This window comes from Roseovarius aestuarii (assembly GCF_019966515.1).
GTDB lineage: Bacteria > Pseudomonadota > Alphaproteobacteria > Rhodobacterales > Rhodobacteraceae > Roseovarius > Roseovarius aestuarii.
Map to the genome: position 1 here is coordinate 290,568 of NZ_JAIMIB010000001.1, position 18,457 is coordinate 309,024.

General features: G+C 60.1%; 18 protein-coding genes. 8 read left to right on the top strand and 10 right to left on the bottom strand.

All coding sequences use genetic code 11. The features are described from left to right. Positions 1 to 141 precede the first annotated feature (141 nt). Together gndA and LC334_RS01410 are read right to left on the bottom strand one after the other, a co-directional pair. Entirely contained in the window at positions 142 to 1,542 is a 1,401-nt protein-coding gene (gene gndA / locus LC334_RS01405; protein ID WP_085798438.1) for an NADP-dependent phosphogluconate dehydrogenase, read from the bottom strand. A gap of 233 nt (positions 1,543 to 1,775) precedes the next feature. Beyond that, positions 1,776 to 2,741 (bottom strand): GlxA family transcriptional regulator, encoded by a 966-nt coding sequence (locus LC334_RS01410; RefSeq protein ID WP_176237591.1) that lies wholly within the window; start codon positions 2,739 to 2,741, stop codon positions 1,776 to 1,778. A gap of 80 nt (positions 2,742 to 2,821) precedes the next feature. On the opposite strand from LC334_RS01410, the gene LC334_RS01415 reads away from it, so the two are divergent. Then, positions 2,822 to 3,442, top strand: a complete 621-nt coding sequence (locus tag LC334_RS01415) for a DJ-1/PfpI family protein (RefSeq protein ID WP_085798440.1) — start codon at positions 2,822 to 2,824, stop codon at positions 3,440 to 3,442. A 131-nt stretch (positions 3,443 to 3,573) separates the two neighbouring features. Here LC334_RS01415 and argF read toward each other — a convergent pair whose 3' ends face one another. Together argF and LC334_RS01425 are read right to left on the bottom strand one after the other, a co-directional pair. After that, on the bottom strand, positions 3,574 to 4,500 hold the full coding sequence (gene argF, locus LC334_RS01420; RefSeq protein ID WP_085798773.1) for an ornithine carbamoyltransferase: 927 nt from the start codon (positions 4,498 to 4,500) through the stop codon (positions 3,574 to 3,576). 96 nt (positions 4,501 to 4,596) lie between these two features. Beyond that, positions 4,597 to 5,790, bottom strand: a complete 1,194-nt coding sequence (locus tag LC334_RS01425) for an aspartate aminotransferase family protein (protein WP_085798441.1) — start codon at positions 5,788 to 5,790, stop codon at positions 4,597 to 4,599. A 473-nt stretch (positions 5,791 to 6,263) separates the two neighbouring features. On the opposite strand from LC334_RS01425, the gene LC334_RS01430 reads away from it, so the two are divergent. Continuing rightward, positions 6,264 to 7,019, top strand: coding sequence for an SDR family oxidoreductase (locus tag LC334_RS01430; RefSeq protein WP_085798774.1), 756 nt, complete (start codon positions 6,264 to 6,266; stop codon positions 7,017 to 7,019). A gap of 174 nt (positions 7,020 to 7,193) precedes the next feature. Further along, on the top strand, positions 7,194 to 8,096 hold the full coding sequence (locus LC334_RS01435; protein ID WP_085798775.1) for a DMT family transporter: 903 nt from the start codon (positions 7,194 to 7,196) through the stop codon (positions 8,094 to 8,096). On the opposite strand, the gene LC334_RS01440 is transcribed toward LC334_RS01435, so the two are convergent. Then, positions 8,078 to 8,881, bottom strand: coding sequence for an ABC transporter permease (locus tag LC334_RS01440; protein ID WP_085798442.1), 804 nt, complete (start codon positions 8,879 to 8,881; stop codon positions 8,078 to 8,080). The genes LC334_RS01435 and LC334_RS01440 overlap by 19 nt on opposite strands. A 129-nt stretch (positions 8,882 to 9,010) precedes the next feature. Between LC334_RS01440 and LC334_RS01445 the strand changes: the two genes are divergently transcribed. Further along, positions 9,011 to 9,580, top strand: coding sequence for a GcrA family cell cycle regulator (locus LC334_RS01445; protein WP_085798443.1), 570 nt, complete (start codon positions 9,011 to 9,013; stop codon positions 9,578 to 9,580). A 60-nt stretch (positions 9,581 to 9,640) separates the two neighbouring features. Here the strand turns inward: LC334_RS01445 and LC334_RS01450 are convergent, their stop codons facing one another. Together LC334_RS01450 and LC334_RS01455 are read right to left on the bottom strand one after the other, a co-directional pair. Further along, on the bottom strand, positions 9,641 to 10,417 hold the full coding sequence (locus tag LC334_RS01450; RefSeq protein ID WP_085798444.1) for an isocitrate lyase/PEP mutase family protein: 777 nt from the start codon (positions 10,415 to 10,417) through the stop codon (positions 9,641 to 9,643). Between the two features lie 104 nt (positions 10,418 to 10,521). Then, the gene (locus LC334_RS01455) at positions 10,522 to 12,480 is read right to left on the bottom strand and encodes an AsmA family protein (RefSeq protein ID WP_085798445.1); all 1,959 of its coding nucleotides are present in this window, start codon (positions 12,478 to 12,480) and stop codon (positions 10,522 to 10,524) included. A 104-nt stretch (positions 12,481 to 12,584) separates the two neighbouring features. Here LC334_RS01455 and rimO point away from each other — a divergent pair, with 104 nt between their 5' ends. Together rimO and trhA are read left to right on the top strand one after the other, a co-directional pair. Next, positions 12,585 to 13,967, top strand: a complete 1,383-nt coding sequence (gene rimO / locus LC334_RS01460) for a 30S ribosomal protein S12 methylthiotransferase RimO (protein WP_085798446.1) — start codon at positions 12,585 to 12,587, stop codon at positions 13,965 to 13,967. A 234-nt stretch (positions 13,968 to 14,201) separates the two neighbouring features. Beyond that, positions 14,202 to 14,843, top strand: coding sequence for a PAQR family membrane homeostasis protein TrhA (trhA, locus tag LC334_RS01465; protein WP_085798447.1), 642 nt, complete (start codon positions 14,202 to 14,204; stop codon positions 14,841 to 14,843). A 33-nt stretch (positions 14,844 to 14,876) separates the two neighbouring features. On the opposite strand, the gene LC334_RS01470 is transcribed toward trhA, so the two are convergent. The 3 genes from LC334_RS01470 to LC334_RS01480 form a co-directional block, all read right to left on the bottom strand. Continuing rightward, entirely contained in the window at positions 14,877 to 15,143 is a 267-nt protein-coding gene (locus LC334_RS01470; protein ID WP_085798448.1) for a DUF6455 family protein, read from the bottom strand. 102 nt (positions 15,144 to 15,245) lie between these two features. Beyond that, on the bottom strand, positions 15,246 to 15,602 hold the full coding sequence (locus LC334_RS01475) for a YigZ family protein (protein WP_085798449.1): 357 nt from the start codon (positions 15,600 to 15,602) through the stop codon (positions 15,246 to 15,248). Continuing rightward, positions 15,602 to 16,312, bottom strand: a complete 711-nt coding sequence (locus LC334_RS01480; RefSeq protein ID WP_085798450.1) for a M48 family metallopeptidase — start codon at positions 16,310 to 16,312, stop codon at positions 15,602 to 15,604. Before LC334_RS01480 ends, LC334_RS01475 begins: the two co-directional genes overlap by 1 nt. Positions 16,313 to 16,432: 120 nt before the next feature. Here LC334_RS01480 and LC334_RS01485 point away from each other — a divergent pair, with 120 nt between their 5' ends. Further along, positions 16,433 to 16,672 (top strand): hypothetical protein, encoded by a 240-nt coding sequence (locus LC334_RS01485; RefSeq protein ID WP_085798451.1) that lies wholly within the window; start codon positions 16,433 to 16,435, stop codon positions 16,670 to 16,672. Between the two features lie 187 nt (positions 16,673 to 16,859). Then, a complete protein-coding gene (locus tag LC334_RS01490; RefSeq protein ID WP_085798452.1) occupies positions 16,860 to 18,335 on the top strand; it encodes a pyridoxal-phosphate dependent enzyme in 1,476 nt (491 codons plus the stop codon). The last annotated feature ends 122 nt before the right edge of the window (positions 18,336 to 18,457 follow it).

An 18,457-nucleotide genomic window follows, 5' to 3' on the forward strand; every position in this document is an offset into this window, starting at 1 on the left:
AGCTGACTTGCTGCAACAGAATCCCACAAACCCGCCCGCAATATCGACATATCACGTCTGCGTCATACGCCCCGAGGAGAAGGCCGGAGGCCGCTGACGAGACATCCGGCGTGCGCGCCAGCGCATTCAATAAAATAACGGCTATTCCCACCAGGGCCCGTGATGTTTGCCCTCTTCGCCCAGCCGCTCGAACCCGTGATGGCCAAAGAAGTCGCGCTGCGCCTGAATGATGTTGGCCGTGCCATAGCCCTGCCGCATCGTATCATACCAGCTAAGCGCCGCCGCCATGGCCGGTACCGCATGCCCGCCGCTCGCTGCCGCGGCCACCACCTGCCGCAGCGCCGGGATGCAGCCGGACAAAAGCTTGGCGAATTGCGGCGCCAGGATCAGCTGCCCCGCGGGCAAGTCCCCCCGGAAAGCCTCGGATATGTCGTCCAGCAGCGCCGAGCGGATGATGCAGCCCGCGCGCCAGATTTCGGCGATACGGGCATAGTCGAGGCCCCACTCATATTCCTCCGAGGCCGCCGCCAACAGGCGAAACCCCTGAGCATATCCCAGGATGCGCGCCGCCAGAAACGCATCGGCTAGCGTCGCCTCATCCAGGGTCAGTTCTGACCGGCGGCCACTCAGGATTTTCTGGGCCGTGCCTCTGGTGTCTTTCTCCGACGACCAACTGCGCGCGCCGATCGCCGCTTCGATCATGTTGGCAGACTGGCCCAGCCTGACCGCCTCGACCACGGTCCAGCGTCCGGTGCCCTTTTGCCCGGCGGCATCCTTGATCACATCGACCATTGGGTGGCTAGTTTCCGGATCGCTAAACTGTAAAATTTTCCCCGTTATTTCAACCAGGTAGGATTTCAACCGCCCCTGATCCCACCGCACGAACATTTCGCCAATATCAGCCGGCGCCCGGGCCGCGCCATAGCGCAACAGCCCGTAAATCTCGGCGATCACCTGCATATCGGCATATTCGACCCCGTTATGCACGGTCTTGACAAAATGCCCGGCCCCGTCCGGCCCCAGATGATCGACACAAGGATCACCATCGAATTTCGCGGCGATGGCAACAAGCACCTGGCGGAGCTGCTGCCAGCTGTGATCACTGCCGCCGACCATCATCGACGGACCATGACGGGCGCCCTTTTCACCGCCGGATACGCCCATCCCGACAAAATGGATATCCTTCGCGGCCAGTTCTTCGGACCGGCGGCGCGTCTGATGAAAATCGGCATTGCCGCCATCAATGATGGTGTCACCGGGGTCGAGCAGAGGCGCGATCGCGTCGATCATCATATCCATAGGCTTGCCTGACGGGATCATGAACAGAATGATCCGTGGAACTTTCAGCGCAGCCACGAATTCTTCTATTTTTTCATGAGGATGCAGCTTCTCCGCCAGATCTTCTGCTTCGGCGACAAAGGACGAAATCCAGTCTGTTTCGCGGTTGGTTACCGCCACGTCGAAGCCTTTTTCCGCCATGTTCAGCGCCAGTGCACTGCCCATTGTTCCCAGCCCGTAGACCCCGATCTGCGCCTTTGTCATTCAAAAACCTGTACCCTGTTCCGCCCGCTCTCAGGCTAGGCCCTGATGCAGGATTTGCAAGGGCGTCCAGACCTGGTTGCCCGGAAATGGCGGTGAACGGGCCACTCGGGCATAAACGTACAAGGCGTACAGAACGTACGCCCGTTATGTACGTCTCTCGGCAACCTCCCGGCACCGGTCGGCAGTTGTTCCCGCGCCTACGTTTTCGAAAACGAAACATGACACCATTGCGACTATCCGCTCGCCGAGAAATTTCGCCGGTAGCCCCCGATCGTCGTACCAAGCTGGCGCTTGAAGGCGCGTTGCATCTGCTGGAAGTCACCAAAGCCCGACACCTCGACCGCCCTGCCCGCTGGCGCACCGCCGCTGAGGACATCACTGGCGCGTTTCACCCGATAGCGTTCCAGAAACTTGACCGGCGATTGCCCGAACGTCGCAGCGAACCGGCGGCTAAGCGTACGCGCGGTCAATCCTGCGGCATCGGCCATGTCATCAAGCGTCCAGCCATGACCGGGATCGGCCTGCAAGGCGTCGATCAGCTGTCTGAGGGCACGGTCGCCGGAAAACTGCGCCTCGAGCAGGTCGGCAAACTGGTTCTGACCGCCGGTGCGCTTGAGATAGACCACCAGTTCGCGCGCAACCATCAGCGCGATATCTTCGCCGCAATCCCGGCGGATGATTTCGAGGGCAAGATCAATGCCCGCAGTGACCCCTGCCGAGGTCATGATCCGGCCGTCGATATGATAGAGCTCATTGGTGGCCCATCGCACCGCCGGAAAGAGCGCGCGGGCTTGCTGCTCGCGCCCCCAGTGCGTGGTCGCCTTGCGCCCGTCAAGAAGCCCGGCAGCAGCCAGGATCAGGGCACCGGAGCAGACCGATATGAGGCGCCTGTCATCGCCGCCTCCGACCCAGCCCGCCAGCCCGTCCAGGGCGCGCCGATCGGTCATGACCTCATCGACCCCCATACCGCCGGGTACCAGCACGTCCTGTCCGCTCTGATCGGTAAACTGCGCATCAACCGCCAGCCGAAGCCCGCAGGATGATCTGACCGCACTGCCCGCAAGCGATACGTAACGTAAGCCATAGCGTCCGGGTTGTAGATCGTTGACAGCGCTGAACGCCTGAACGGGCCCCGCCACGTCAAGCAGGTTCACATCATCATAAAGCAACACGTCGATCTGGCGGCAAGGTTTGTCCATAATTGATGATACTATGTCATTCTCGCCACCACTTCCAGATGTTATTCGTGTCGGGCACATTTCAGATCGGAGCAACCGCAATGACACTTTCAGTCGGAATTCTCATCTTTCAGGGCTTTGAAGTTCTGGACGTCTTTGGCCCCGTCGAGCTGTTGGCCACGTATCCCGAGCATTTCGAGATCACGATGGTGGCCGAGCAACGCGGTGCAATCCGCAGCGCCCAGGGGCCATCATGTATCGCTGAAGAGGCGATTGGCGATGGTCGACCCTATGACATGATCCTTGTGCCGGGCGGGCAAGGGACACGGACGCAAGTCGGCAACCCGGCGGTCATGCGCTGGCTGCAAACGCAGGCGGTGCAGGCGCAATGGGTCACGTCGGTCTGCACCGGCAGCGCCCTGCTGGCCAAGGCCGGTCTCCTTGATGGACGCAAGGCCACGTCGAACAAGATGAGCTTTAAATGGGTGGCCAGTCAGGGACCTGAAGTCAATTGGGATTATGGCGCCAGATGGGTCGAGGACGGCAATATCCTGACCTCGTCAGGCGTATCGGCCGGCATGGATATGACACTTGGGCTGATCGCCAATCTGCATGGAGAGAAAGCAGCGGAAGACGCGGCGTTGTGGGCAGAATACTCGTGGCACAGGGATGCCGCGACCGATCCGTTCGCCGGAGCGTGGGAGAACCTGCACCCGGCCTAAAACCCCAATGGCGGTGAACCACATCAAAGGCGCGAAGCGTGTCGCGGACAAGATCATTGATGCGGTTCACCGAACCTCGGCGTTCAACAGCAGGCGCCCACGCGCCATGTGACCGCACTAAGAGAGTAAGACTACACCTCAAGGCACCAGCGTATGATGGATTTTTGCGCGTGCAGACGGTTCTCCGCCTCGTCAAAAACCACCGAATTTGCACCGTCCATGACCGAGGATGTTGCCTCTTCCTCGCGATGCGCAGGCAGGCAGTGCATGAAAAGCGCGTCGGGTTTGGCATGGGCCATCAGCTCGTCATTCACCTGATAGGGGCGCAGCATGTTGTGGCGGCGTTCCTTGGCGGACTGGCTGTCATGCATGCTGACCCAGGTATCGGTCACCACCAGATCAGCCCCTTCGAAGGCCTTGAACGGATCGCGTTCAATCGTCACTGTGCTGCCCGACTTACGGGCGAGGCCGACGAATTCATCCTCGGGGTCAAGCTGCGCCGGGCCGGTGAAGGTCAGGTCGAACCCGAACTGCCCGGCGGCATGCAGAAAGGAGGCGCAGACATTGTTGCCATCACCGGACCAGACCACCTTCTTGCCTTTGATCGGACCGCGATGTTCCTCGTAAGTCATCACGTCAGCCATGATCTGGCAGGGATGGGTGCGGTCGGTCAGCCCGTTGATCACCGGCACATCGGCATAGTCGGCCATTTCCATCAGCACGGTCTCGTCGAAAGTACGGATCATGATCAGATCGACATAACGGCTGAGCACCCGCGCGGTGTCGGCGATGGTCTCGCCGTGGCCCAGTTGCATGTCGGTGCCTGAAAGCACCATCGTGGTGCCACCCATCTGCCGCACGCCGACGTCGAAGCTCACCCGGGTGCGGGTCGAAGGTTTTTCGAAGATCAGTGCCACCACGTGTCCGCTGAGTGGCTGATCATCGTCCGCACTGCCGCGCGGACGGCCCAGGCGCGCGGTTTTCATACCCTGCGCCTGATCGATGATGGTCCGCAGATCGGCGGGATCGGTTTTGTGAATATCAAGGAAATGATTCATATCGTTGTCGCTTTTCATTATGTCGGGGAATTTAGGGGCACTGCCCCCGTCACCCGCAGGCGACTCCCCCGGAGTATTTCAGCCCAGAAGAACGGCTCAGGCGTTTTCCGCTTCGACGGCAGTCGAGATTTCGCTTGCGGCGGTATCGAGACGGGTGATCGCCTGTACGACCTCCTCTTCGGAGATGTTGAGCGGCGGCAACAGCCGGATCACATTGTCAGCGGCGGGCACCGTGATCAGTTCCGCGGCATAGGCGGCGTTCACGACATCCATATTGGCTGCCTTGCATTTCAACCCTAGCATCAGGCCCTGCCCCCGGACACTTTCAAACACGTCCGGATGGTCGGCGATCAGCGCTTCTAGCTTCTGCCGGAAAAGACCCGCCTTGCGGTTGACCTCGGCTAGAAACGCCGGGTCGGCGACGATATCAACAACCGCGCAGCCCACGGCGCAGGCCAGCGGGTTGCCGCCATAGGTCGAGCCATGCGTGCCTGCGATCATGCCGCTGGCGGCGTGTTCATTGGCCAGCACCGCGCCCAGCGGGAAGCCCCCGCCGATGCCCTTGGCGACCATCATGATATCGGGATCAACCCCCGCCCATTCGTGGGCGAAAAGCCGCCCGGTGCGGCCCATGCCGCATTGCACCTCGTCGAAGATCAGCAGGAGGCCATGTTCGTCGCAAAGATCGCGCAAACCCTTGAGACATTGATCGGGCAGCGGGCGAATGCCGCCTTCGCCCTGCACCGGCTCGATCAGGATCGCGGCGGTCTTGTCGGTGATGGCGGCGGCGACGGCGTCATGATCATTCCACGGCAGGCTTTTGAACCCCGGCAGCGTGGGGCCGAACCCCTTGGTCATCTTTTCCGATCCGGCAGCCGCGATGCCCGCCGAGGAGCGCCCGTGAAAGGCGCCCTCGAAGGTCAGGATCTCAACCCGCTCGGGCTGACCGGCATCGTGAAAATGCTTGCGTGTCATCTTGACCGCCAGCTCGCAGGCCTCGGTGCCGGAATTGGTAAAGAACACGGTATCGGCAAAGCTGTTATCCACCAGCTTGTCGGCCAGCGCCTGCTGCTGCGGGATGTGATAAAGGTTCGACGTGTGCCAGAGCGCCTGCCCCTGATCGGTCAGCGCCTTGACCAGCGCCGGATGGGCATGGCCCAGGGCATTGACGGCGATCCCGGCGCCCAGATCGAGAAATCGGCGTCCGTCTTGCTCGATCAGCCAGCTGCCCTCGCCTTTGACAAAGGTAAGCGCGGCACGATTATAGGTCGGCAGAACGGACGGGATCATGGTCAAAATCCTTTTGGTCGAGAAGCCCAGAGAGTTGCCCTACGGCTGGGGCCAAGTCAATGATTTGTGGGGGGTGATGCGCCGGTGGGGCGCGGGATCAAACGGGGTGCGGGACGTCAGGCGCGAATGCGTCGGCGTCGGGATTGAGCATATGTGCTGCGTTTGGTCATAGCGGCGTATTAACTTGGAATGTGACGTTAGGAAAGCAAATAATATCGAGAGTATGAGTGTTGAGCGCTACCGGTATAGGGGAATGGTAAACCGAGTGAGTGCGTCGCGTATGGCGAAGAACTGCTGGGAACCCGACTTTATAAATGCTGCAAGGTATATGATCGGAAGATTTCGACGGCAAAACCACCCGACCCGGTTCTTGCGCTTTCAATTTGGCACGCTCCATAATCGCAGGAAACGGGTCGCTTCGAAACCGTCTCATTCCTTAGTCAATTGCCATGCAACTTCTGAAAGGCGTGGCTATGGAACTCAAAGACAAGACGATCATCATCACCGGGGCGAGCAGCGGAATCGGAGAGGCGGCGGCACTTCTGTTTGCGTCCGAAGGGGCAAATGTTGTGTTGGGCGCGCGCCGAGAGGCCAAGCTGAACGCACTCGTCTCGCAAATTATGCAAAGCAATGGACATGCCGTTTGCCTCGCGGGGGATGTGAGCGACGAAGCCTACGCACAAGATCTCGTTCACTTGGCGGAACGGCAATTTGGCGGCCTTGATGGCGCCTTCAACAATGCGGGCATTATGGGCGATATGGGACCCATTCCCGAAATGGAAACAGGCAACTGGCAGTCTGTCCTTGCAACAAACCTTACCAGCGCATTCTTCGCCGCCAAGGCCCAGCTTCCCGCGCTGGAGAAACGCGGCGGTGGGTCAATGGTGTTTACAGGAACGTTTGTCGGTTTCAGCAACGGCGGCCTACCCGGTATGGGAGCTTACGCCGCATCCAAAGCAGGGTTGATTGGGTTCGTACAGTCTTTGGCATCCGATCATGCGGCGCAGGGTATCCGCATCAACACGATTTTGCCGGGCGGCACCAAAACGGACATGGCTGGCGACGATCCGGAAGCGCACGATTTTATCGCCAGTTTGCATCCCCTGAAACGAATGGCTCAACCTAGGGAAATTGCCCAATCAGCCCTGTTTTTACTTTCTGACCGGGCAAGCTTCGTAACGGGTTCTGCAATGGCGGTTGACGGAGGTATGGCGACACGGTTGCTTTGAATATCTGCCATTGGTCGCTATGCAACCAATGACAACCCCGTCCCCCGTCTGTTGCATTCAAACTTGTGCGAATGATCAGGCGGGCCCCGGGTTGCCGTGAAATTGTGCTGCCGAATACGCGTCTTACTCAGATTGAACTTGCAGCGCTCGACCTCTGCCGTCATGGCTATCGCCATGTTTACACCACGCGACCAAAACCCGACTCTGGCCGCGCTGCTCACCCTGCTCGCAGCCGCCTTTGCCGCCGGTACCACACTCTTGGCCAAGGCCTTGGGTACCGGCGTGTTGGGCCCCGAGATGCCGGCGCTGCAGATCAGTTTCGGGCGATTTCTGTTCGCGCTCATGACCATTGATACGTTCGTACTGATCACCCGGCCCACATTCACCCGCGTGCATCTGCCGTTGCATCTGGGACGCTCGGCACTGGGCTGGGGCGGTGTCACGCTAATGTTTGCCGCCGCAGCTTTCATCCCGCTGTCGGATGCCACGGCGATCAGTTTTCTGAACCCGGTCTTCGCGATGGTGCTGGCGATCCCTTTGCTGGGCGAAAAAGTCGGCCCCGTGCGCTGGTCGGCGGCGATCATCGCACTGCTGGGGGCCGCGATCCTGACCCGTCCCGGCGATGGCGTGCTGGAGTTCGGAGCATCTCTGGCCCTGGGATCGGCGCTGCTGTTGGGAACAGAGATGATCCTGACCAAAAGGCTCTCAAACCGCGAAGCACCGGTGCAGATCCTGCTGATCAACAACGCCATCGGGCTGTGCATCGCCAGCGCCGCCGCGTATTTTGTCTGGATCTGGCCGACCCCAGCGCAATGGGCCGCGCTGGCAGCGATCGGCGTGTTGATGGCGGGGGCGCAGGCCTGTTTCGTCAACGCGATTGCGCGGGCAGATGCAAGCTTCGTGGCGCCTTTTTTCTACGCCGCACTGGTCTTTGCCGCGCTTTATGACTGGGCGGTGTTCGGGGTCTGGCCCGACACGATCTCGACGCTGGGCGCGACGATCATCCTGGGCGGCGCAGCGCTTCTGGCCTGGCGAGAAGCCAACCTGAAACGCAAACCTCAGGCCTTGAGCCGATAGCCCCGCGCAAACATCATCCAGGCGATCAGCGATATCGCCAGTGTCGCGCCCACCACCACAACAAGACCCAGTGCCGGGGCGCTGTCTGATACACCGATCACGCCATAGCGCATGCCGTCGATCAGATAGAAGATCGGATTGAAATGGGTGATCTGGCGCAGCACGGGCGGCAGCGCCTCGACCGAGTAAAATGTCCCCGACAGGAAGGCCAGCGGCGTGACGATGAAATTGGTAATCGCCGCCATCTGGTCGAACTTGTTGGCGAAAATACCCGCGACCATGCCCAATGCGCCCAGAAGGGCCGAACCCAGCACCACATAAGCCAGCGCCCAGACCGGGTGTTGCACGCCAATCCCGAGAAACACCCAAAGTCCCAGCGAAATCGCGACCGCCACCATCAACCCACGCCCGATGCCGCCTGCCAGATAGCCCAGCACCATCTCGGCCGGGCTGAGCGGTGGCATCAGCGTATCAACGATATTGCCCTGCACCTTGGCGATCACGATGGATGACGAGGTGTTGGCAAAGGCATTCTGAATGACCGTCATCATCAGGATGCCCGGCGCCAGGAAAGTCATGAAATCGACTCCCATCACATCGCCACGACGCGGCCCGATGGCGATGGTGAAAATCATCAGAAAAAGCCCCGCCGTGACCAGCGGTGCGAGCAGCGTCTGGGTCCAGACCGCCATGAAGCGCTGTACTTCGCGGCTGGCCAGCGTCGCCAGGCCCAGCCAATTCACCCGCCCGAAGCGACGTGTGCCCATTTCAAAACCGTCTGCCATTCGATATGCCCGCCTGAAACCTGATTCGATGCCTTGTAACTCAGCCGTGACTGACTAGAATAGGGCGCTGATGGATTTTTACAGGGCGGCACGCAAGTCGGGGCCGCCTTTTGAGATAAGGAACGGGGCATGTCCTGGAGCGATGAGCGCGTAGAACTGCTGAAAAAAATGTGGGGCGAAGGTCAGTCGGCCAGCCAGATTGCCAAGGAGCTGGGTGGGGTCACCCGCAACGCGGTGATCGGCAAGGTGCACCGCCTTGGCCTGTCAAACCGAAATGGGTCGGGTGGCAGCGCCGATAAATCCGACACCAAGTCAAAAACCACCGCCAAACCGGCCAAGCCTAAGCCCGCACCAAAGGCAGCCAAGCCACAACCCAAGACCGAATCCGCGGCGCCACCGCCGATCCCCGCCAGCCGGATCAAACCGATTATCCCGGCCGGACAACCGCTGCCGCCGCAGCCCTCGACCAACGAGATTGACCCGGCCGCCCTGGCCAAGGTCAACGAGATCGAAAAGAAGGCCAAGAAACTGAACCTGATGGAGCTGACCGAACGGACCTGCAAATGGCCCGTCGGTGACCCGGCGACCCCGGATTTCTGGTTCTGCGGCCTGCCGGTCCAATCAGGCAAGCCCTATTGCGAGGCACATGTGGGCGTCGCGTTCCAGCCGATGAGCTCACGCCGCGACCGGCGCCGCTGAACGGGAAACGGGCTGCGGGTGCGCTAGGACCGCGCGGTCTTTCATACAATGCATGTCATTTCACGCGTCGCGATATCCTATCGCGGCGCGCGCCTGACCTTCCAGCCAGCTTACCATTTGCTTGTAGGGCACCGGGCCATAGCTGATGCGTGCGGCGCCCAGTTCAGCCAGCCGGGCGGGCCCGGGCACATGGGGCAGCGCGATGATGTTCACCGGCAACGCGCAGCCGGCACAAAGACGTCCGATCAGGGTTTCATCCGCCAGGCCAGGCGCGAAAAAACCACTGGCCCCGGCGGCAGCATAGGCCTCGGCGCGGGTCAGCGCCTCGTCCAGCATGGCATCGGTATGGGTATCCGGCTTGGCCTTGAGGAAAATATCGGTGCGGGCGTTGATGAACACATCCGGGGCGAGCGCATCTACGGCCTCGCGGGCGGCGGCGATGCGCGCGGATTGGGTGACAATATCATAAAGCCCCTCGCCGCCCACGATCTGATCCTCAAAATTGAACCCCACGGCACCCGCGCGAATGGTTTCCGCTGCGGTTTCAGCCACGTCGGCAGGTTCCACCCCGTAACCGCCCTCGATATCCGAGGTGACCGGCAGATCGACCGCCTCGACGATCCGGCGCAGGTTATCGAGCATCATCGCACGCGGAATTTTCTGACCATCCGTGAACCCGTGCGCCATCGCCACCGGAGCACTGCCGGTTGCAATGGCTTTTGCCCCGGCATTGGCCACCGCCCGGGCGCTGCCCGGATCCCAGATGTTATAGAGAACAACCGGGTCTGATTTGACATGCAGCGCGGCAAAGGCCTTGGTTTTATCTTTTGTATTCATGGGCACATCCTTATCTGGTCAGTCGCATTAAGGCACTGTTCAACGCCGGATAAAGGACGAACATCATGCCTCAAGCCAACGTGAAAACGGCGCACTTCCAAAGATCACTCGAAGAGTTTGAACAGCTCTTTCGCGGCCCCGTCTTCCAGCTCTTTCTGCAGCAGTTTTTTAGCCTCTTTCTTGGCCTTTTTCCGAAGCTTCCTCTTTTCCTTCTTCAGGTTCAGATCAAGCGCTTTCTCGACATCGGGTGTAAAGCGCGGGTTGGCCCAGGGGCCGTGAATACGCACGGGGATCGCCAACCCGCGGGTGTTGTCGCCGGCCAGCAACTCGGGCGTGAAGGTGTAATCCAGATCCTGCGTTCCAAGACCGATACGGCCCTGGCCGGTCGCCTGCGCCAGCGGCATTTTCATCTTCAGATCGTTGTTGTGCATCTGACCATCGGCGATGGCAAAACTGGCCTTTAGACTGTCAAAAACCGTGGTGCCACCGGTGCCATTGCCCGACCGCATCAACTTGTCCAGATCAAAGCCGCTGATATGGCCGTTCCCGGTCCTGACCGAAGCGCTGCCATCCAGGCTTTTCATGATGGCATCCACCGATTGACCGGTGCCGAGGAATTTCAGCTTTGCAGTGCCTTTCGAGCTGAATCGGGTAATCCCGGCTGCATCGGTCAACAGTGCCTTCATGTCGATGTCCTTGGCGACCATATCGCCCGCGACCGAGAGGCCGTTGCGGTTATTGGCCACAAACTCGCCGGTCACCAGCCCGCCATAGCCGTTGAGTTCGCGCAGGCCGAACACGGCACGCGACCGGTCAATGCTTGTCAGGATACGGGTCTTGCCAAAGTTGAAGGTGCCGAAATCAAGCCTGTCGGCCACCAGCGCAACTTCACCATCGAGAAGTCCAAGCGCGCTGACATCTATGCGATCCTTGGACCAGCCCGATTGCACGGCAGTGCCCGTGGATTTAGTACCACCGCCCGAGCCGCCGCCATCCCCGCCACCCGCCGTGCTGTTACCGCTTGCGAGAGCCGAAAAATCAAGCGCCCCGGCGCGCAGCTGCGCGTTGATACGCGGGCGCTCACCTGCCAGATCTAAATCCGCGCCGATGTTCAGCTTGTTTTGATCCAGGTCCAGAACACCGTCGCGCAGCGTAATCTGCATATCCTCGGTTATGGTCACGTCGCCCCGGGCCGTCAGCTTTCGACCCAAACCTTTGGGAATATCCACGCCACTGATCCCGACCGAGGACAGGAATTTCGCCGTGTCCTTCAGATCGGCGCTGAATGCCCCGGCGAGCTGCGGCAGCGAGGCGCCCCGACCATCGAAGCTCAGGCTGCCACCCGGCGCAGTCAGCGTCGCCTTCATCTCGGAAATGCCGCCTTCGATAAACTTGGCGACAGTGCCCAGCCTGCCGTTGATCTTGACCTCTTTTCCAGCGGGGCGCAGCACCGCGTCGAACGTCGCTTCGCCCTGATAGGCGGGCCAGCGCAGATCCAGATCGGAATTGGCCAGCGTGGTCTGCTGGCCGGTGCCGTGATCGATATAGTGCAGGGTCGCCCCGGTGATCAGCGCCTGATCCAGCGTCAGCGCCAGTGCCCGGGATCGGGCCGGTTCGGCAGGTGTGACGGGATCGGCAGGATCGGCCGGGGCCGTCTGCCCCGACGCGGCAACACCTTCAACCCCCAGCTCCCAGTTGACGCGCCCGTCAGCGCCACGTTCCAGCAGGATCGTCGGATTCACCGCCTCGAGCCCGGTGATGCGGATGTCGCCGCCCCAAAGCGCCGAGGGTTCGACGCCGATCTTGAAACTGTCGGCGCTTAACATCGGCCCGGCGTCGGACCAGCCCGCATTGGCAACGGTAACCCTGCCGGTGCTGATCCCCAGCACGGGATAAAAACTTAGCCTGGTCTTACCGGACATTTCGACCTGACGGCCGGTCATTGTGCTGACCTGATCAGCCGCGATCTTTGCAATCCGGTCACCTGGAAGGAAGAAGAGCGCCCCGAGGACTATCACCACCATCACCAGCAGAAGCCCCAACAGGCGGATGATCCATTTCATGACACGCTCCCTTGCCCTTGATTAAGTGAAATGTAGGGCGGTGCCCATCTGCCAACAACCGCTTTCCCCTTCCCGCCGCGAATTGAGCATTGTATAGGCGGGAAATGAGCACCAACCCTCCTGATCTGCGCCCTGATCTGGCGCGTGCCCGCGTGGCCGAGACGCCCCGCAAAGGCCAGCCGACCATTGGCATGGTCTCTCTTGGCTGTCCCAAGGCGCTGGTCGACAGCGAGCGTATCCTGACCCGGCTGCGCGCCGAGGGCTACGGGATTTCACCCGCCTATGACGGCGCCGATGCGGTGATCGTGAATACCTGCGGGTTTCTGGACAGTGCCAAGGCAGAAAGCCTTGAGGCGATTGGCGAGGCGCTGAATGAAAATGGCCGTGTGATCGTGACCGGCTGTCTGGGGGCCGAGCCCGAGTATATCACCGGCGTGCACCCCCGTGTGCTGGCGGTGACTGGTCCGCATCAATACGAGCAGGTGCTGGATGCGGTGCATGAGGCCGTTCCGCCCAGCCCCGATCCGTTTGTTGATCTACTGCCTGGCTCTGGCGTCAAGTTGACCCCGAGACATTATAGTTACTTAAAGATTTCAGAAGGTTGCAACCATAAGTGCAAGTTCTGCATTATCCCCGATATGCGCGGTCGCCTGGCCAGCCGTCCGGCTCATGCGGTGCTGCGTGAAGCCGAAAAACTGGTCGAGAACGGCGTTCGCGAATTGCTGGTGATCTCGCAGGACACCTCGGCGTATGGCGTTGATATCAAACACGCTGAGGATCGCGGACACCGCGCCCATATCACCGATCTGGCGCGTGATCTGGGCAGCCTAGGGGCCTGGGTGCGGTTGCACTATGTCTACCCGTACCCACATGTGCGCCAGCTTATCCCGCTGATGGCCGACGGGTTGGTGCTGCCCTATCTGGATATCCCGTTCCAGCACGCGCATCCTGATACCCTGCGCCGCATGGCGCGGCCTGCGGCGGCGGCGAAAACGCTGGATGAAATCGCCGCTTGGCGTGACATCTGCCCCGAGATCACCCTGCGCAGCACCTTCATCGTTGGCTATCCCGGCGAAACCGAGGCGGAATTCCAGACCCTGCTGGACTGGATGGATGAGGCGCGGCTAGACCGCGTCGGCTGCTTCAAATACGAAAATGTCGACGGTGCGCGCTCGAATGCCTTGCCCGATCATGTCCCCGAAGAGGTAAAACAGGACCGCTGGGATCGGTTCATGGCAAAAGCCCAGGCTATTTCTGCGGAAAAGCTGGCAGCGAAAGTCGGATCTGTACAGGAAGTGATCATCGACGACACTGACGAGGACGGCATCGCCACCTGCCGCACCCAAGCCGACGCGCCAGAGATCGACGGCAACCTTTTCATCGACGAGGGCACGGACGAGCTATCGGTCGGTGATATCGTCACGGTCGAGGTTGACGAGGCCGGGGAATACGACCTGTGGGGCGTTCCGAGGGCTGCGAAAGGTTAATTTTCCGGCCCAGATCGGGTGGTCTTCCGGCAAACGACTCACCCTGTTTTGCAGCGTACGGTCGGTTAACCGGATATGGTCCAATTCGCGGCTCTGCGCCTCGAACACACAAAATATGCCTTTTTTCCAACGCCTGCCCCCAAGTTGCCGCAACGGAAACAAAGAATTGACACCTTTTGGTTAGGCTCAGTTCACGATCATGCAGTATTATGTTAACAGGAGTTGTGACCAGTTATGTCGTATCCAGTGTATACCCGGGCCGAACGTATTGCCGATGTGGCAATCCATGTGTTGGGTGTTGGCGCGGCGCTTTTCGGGGTCAGCCTGATCTTCAGTAACATGTCTGAAAACCTGGCGGGGCCGAGTTATGTGGCCGCCTGTATCTATGCGATGGCGCTGGTGACAATGCTGACCGCCTCAGCCACCTATCACATCGCCGCCTACACACCTGCGCGACCGATTTTGCGCCGGATTGACCATGCGGCGATCTATTTCAAGATCGCGGGCACCTTCACTCCGTTGAGCGTGGTTCTGAACACAACCTTTGGATATGTCGTCCTGGCATTCGTCTGGGCGCTGGCATTATGGGGCGCGGGATCAAAACTGATGGCGGAACGCGGCAAGATGACAACCGGCTGGCTCCCGTACGTGGCCCTTGGCTGGATCGGCGTGGCGCTGTTCGTGCCGCTGGTGACCGTTTTACCTGTCTACACCCTGGCCCTCGTCGCTGCGGGTGGGCTGCTTTATACCGCCGGGGTCGTATTCTATAGCTGGGAGGGTCTGCGCTATGCCAATGCGATCTGGCACGGCTTTGTCCTAATCGCTTCAGGCTGCCTGTTCTTCGCCGTCTCTACTGCGCTGGCCGTTGCGGGCTGATCCAACAACGGCCCCGTGTAACAGGCCGGCATTTCAGACAGATTTACCTGCCTTCAAACGTTCAAAAAGAGCGCTGTTGCGGCAGATAGTGGGGGTGGCGTCGGCCTTGCCGGTTTGCATTTCAAGCCAACGGTTACAGCCATCGGGATGAGTACACCCCGTGCAGGCAAGGACAGCATCGCCAATGGTATCCATCCCTATTTGGCCCGCCATCACGGCCTCTTCCAGATCAAGACCTAGAGCAGTGGCCATCCGGTCAACCAGATCGGCATGGCGTCGAAACATCGTCTGTCGTGTCATAGCGTAGTGTCTCCCTGTCAGCGCGGCCCGGATAACGGACTCTCGACCAGCAAGGATAGTGAATTGGCGCCGGGGGTCTTTGACCTGAATCAAGGCGGTTTTTCAGCCGGGCAGGTCCGCAAGGTAGGCGTGCACACAATCCTGCACATGGCGAAACCTGTCGCCCCCAAGGTGCTTGCCGCCATACCACCGGGTCACGACGATGACATGATCCGCAAGGCCTTCACGCTCCAGCATGCGCAAGATCACCATGCCGGCACCGGATTCCCCGTCATCCCCTTTGAGCGGCGTACCGTCCGCAAGCAGCACCGCCCAGCTGTTATGGGTCGCCTTGGCGAATTTCTTGTCTTTTTTCAGCACCTTCAAAAAGGCCGCGACCGCCTCGCGGCTGTCTGCGGGTCCGCCTGAGACGGCATATTTAGACCCGCGATCACTGATCACACCGGTAAGTTGCCTCATCAGAGGCTGTTATTCACCCGGATTACCGTCTCCATCCGCTTGGCGTTGGGCGGGTGGGTGCCCAGGAAACGATCGCCCGGATCAGGGATTTGGGTGAAGAACTGCGCGCCCTTCACAGGGTTATAGCCCGCGCGTTTGGTGATGATGGTGCCCAGGGCGTCGGCCTCAAGTTCGAAATCCTTGGAATAGGTGCGTGCGCCAACGGCGGCCCCGATATCCTGTGCACTGCTGATTGTACCGGATCCGGCGCCGGTGATCGCGGCAATACCCCCCAGCAGAATCGCACCGGCGGTGGCGTTTTGGCGCTGACGGGCAATATGGCCTGAAATATGGTGCGCGCTTTCATGTCCCATGACAAAGGCCAATTCGTGCCGGTTGCGCGCTTGGGCGATGAACGCAAGATTGAAGGCCAGAATCGGGCGACCCGAACGGTCCAGCGTCTGGAAGGCATTGGCAGGCTGGCCGGGTCGGTCATCGACGACGATCTTGAAATCGCAATTCAGCCCCTTCGCGCGGCGGCGGCACTCGCGTTCGGCCACTGGCTCCATCGTACGAACCACACGAGAGAAGGATTGCATCTGGGCCGTAGTCGGCACCGTCTGCTTTTTCGCTGCGGTTCTGGTCGGGGCAGGTTTGCTGGGCGACGGCGCCTGCGTGGTCGCCACGCAACCGGTCAGGGCAAAAATGCAAGCCAGGGCAATCCAACGCATATCTGTTCCTCACTACTAACTGATGCCTATATATGTAGCAGGGATTGTCCCCTATACCAGCCCGATCGCGCGGGTCATGCACCCGCCTGCAAAGACCTGCCTGCCAGAAAAGGAAGAGACATGTTTTCAATCGAGCACGAATTCGATGCCACTGTGGTGACGCTGGTCGATGACGGCGAGGCACCGTTGCAGGAAGATGTGATTGTCAACGCGTTCGAGGAATGCGTGACCGTCGAGCAATATGATCCCCGCAATGACAGCACCAGCAAGATCACATTGTCGATGGCGCAGCTCCGCGATCTGGGCGCGGCGCTGAACCTGCCCGAAGGGGTGTATTCGCTGGTTCAGGCAAAAAGCTGAGGCCGCTCTCGCTCGTAATGCCCGATCGTCCCTCCGATTCTGAATGCGGGGCTTGTATTGGTAGACACCAGATTATGAGGGAAATCCGATTAATTTCGTAACCATATACACCCTATTTGCGGAATATCATCACCAATCAGGCATATCGTAATCTTGTCACAACGGCAGGAAAACGAGAGGCATCAAGATGGTTGCAGGGCTGGAAACAGAGATTGTCGATCAGGACGCCTATCACCGGAACGTGGAACGGCTGCACAGCAAAGGGCTGGTTCTGCCGCGCATTTCCGATCTTGCCGACCCGCCTGCCAAACTGGCCACAGATCTGGCTGAAATTTCCGACGCCGACCCTGATTCTGCCGATGCGCGAAACCTCCTCCGCGTGCATTGGCATAACGGGGCTGATCGGCGCAGCACGGTGCCGGTGCCAAACCATCTGGTTCTGCCAGAGACGTTGACCGGCATTCGGGCGAAAGTGGTTGTCGCCTTGGGCAACCGCTTCCCGATGATCAACACGCACAAGGTTCTGGCCGCCTATGGCTGCCTGATCCCGCGTCTGATGTCGGGGGCCTTCGATGCGACTCGGCACCGTGCTGTCTGGCCGTCGACCGGCAATTACTGCCGTGGTGGGGTTGCGATCGCGACCCTGCTGGGCTGCCGCTCGGTTGCCGTGCTGCCGGAAGGGATGAGTCGCGAACGTTTTGACTGGCTCAACCGTTGGCTGGCCGATCCCAATGACATCTACCGCACCCCGGGCACCGAAAGTAACGTCAAGGAAATATACGATGCCTGCCACGAACTGGCGAAAGATCCCGAGAACCTGATCCTCAACCAGTTCGGCGAATACGGCAATTACGTCATTCATCGCGCGGTGACCGGCCCGGCCCTGCAGCGCATCTTTGATCACCTGAATGCGGACGGCGCCCTGACCGCCCGTGCCTTCGTCGCCGCGACCGGCTCTGCCGGGACGCTGGCGGCGGGGGATCATCTGAAACAGGCCCTAGGCACGCAGACCGGCGTGATCGAAGCGCTGGAATGTCCGACATTGCTCTATAACGGCTATGGCGAGCACAATATTCAGGGCATCGGCGACAAACATGTGCCACTGATCCATAACGTGATGGGGTCGGATGTGGTGATCGGGGTGTCGGACAATGCCTGCGACCGGCTCAATCTGGTTTTCAATACGGGTGCGGGGCGTAAATACCTGTCGCAATACCGGGGGCTGGCGCAGGAAGAAATTGCAGCGCTTGGCGATCTGGGCCTGTCTTCCATTGCCAATATCCTGGGCGCGATCAAATATGCCAAATACATGGATCTGGGCGAAAACGACGTGGTGATGACCGTCGCAACCGATGGCGCCGACATGTACCACACCGAAATGTCGATTGCCGAAAGCAAGTATTACAGTCAGGGGTTTGACGAGGTGCAGGCCGCCGAAGCCTTTGGGCAGAGCATTCTGGGTGCCACCATTGATCACCTGCAGGAGCTTGATCGTTTCGGGCGCGAACGTGTCTACAACCTTGGCTATTACACCTGGGTTGAACAGCAAGGCACCAGCCTGGAAGATTTCGACCGCCGCCGGGATCAGTCGTTCTGGGACGGGCTGCTTGATCTGGTACCGATATGGGACGGCATGATCGAACGTTTCAACGCGGCGGCCTGATCCGCCGGCCGACCGGATAGCCGGTGATGATGATCCTTAACTTCGCCGCACGACACGGGGGTGCCGGATCATGCCCTGCCCCCTTGACCTGAGCGACTGAACCCCCGACATGTAGCGCGACC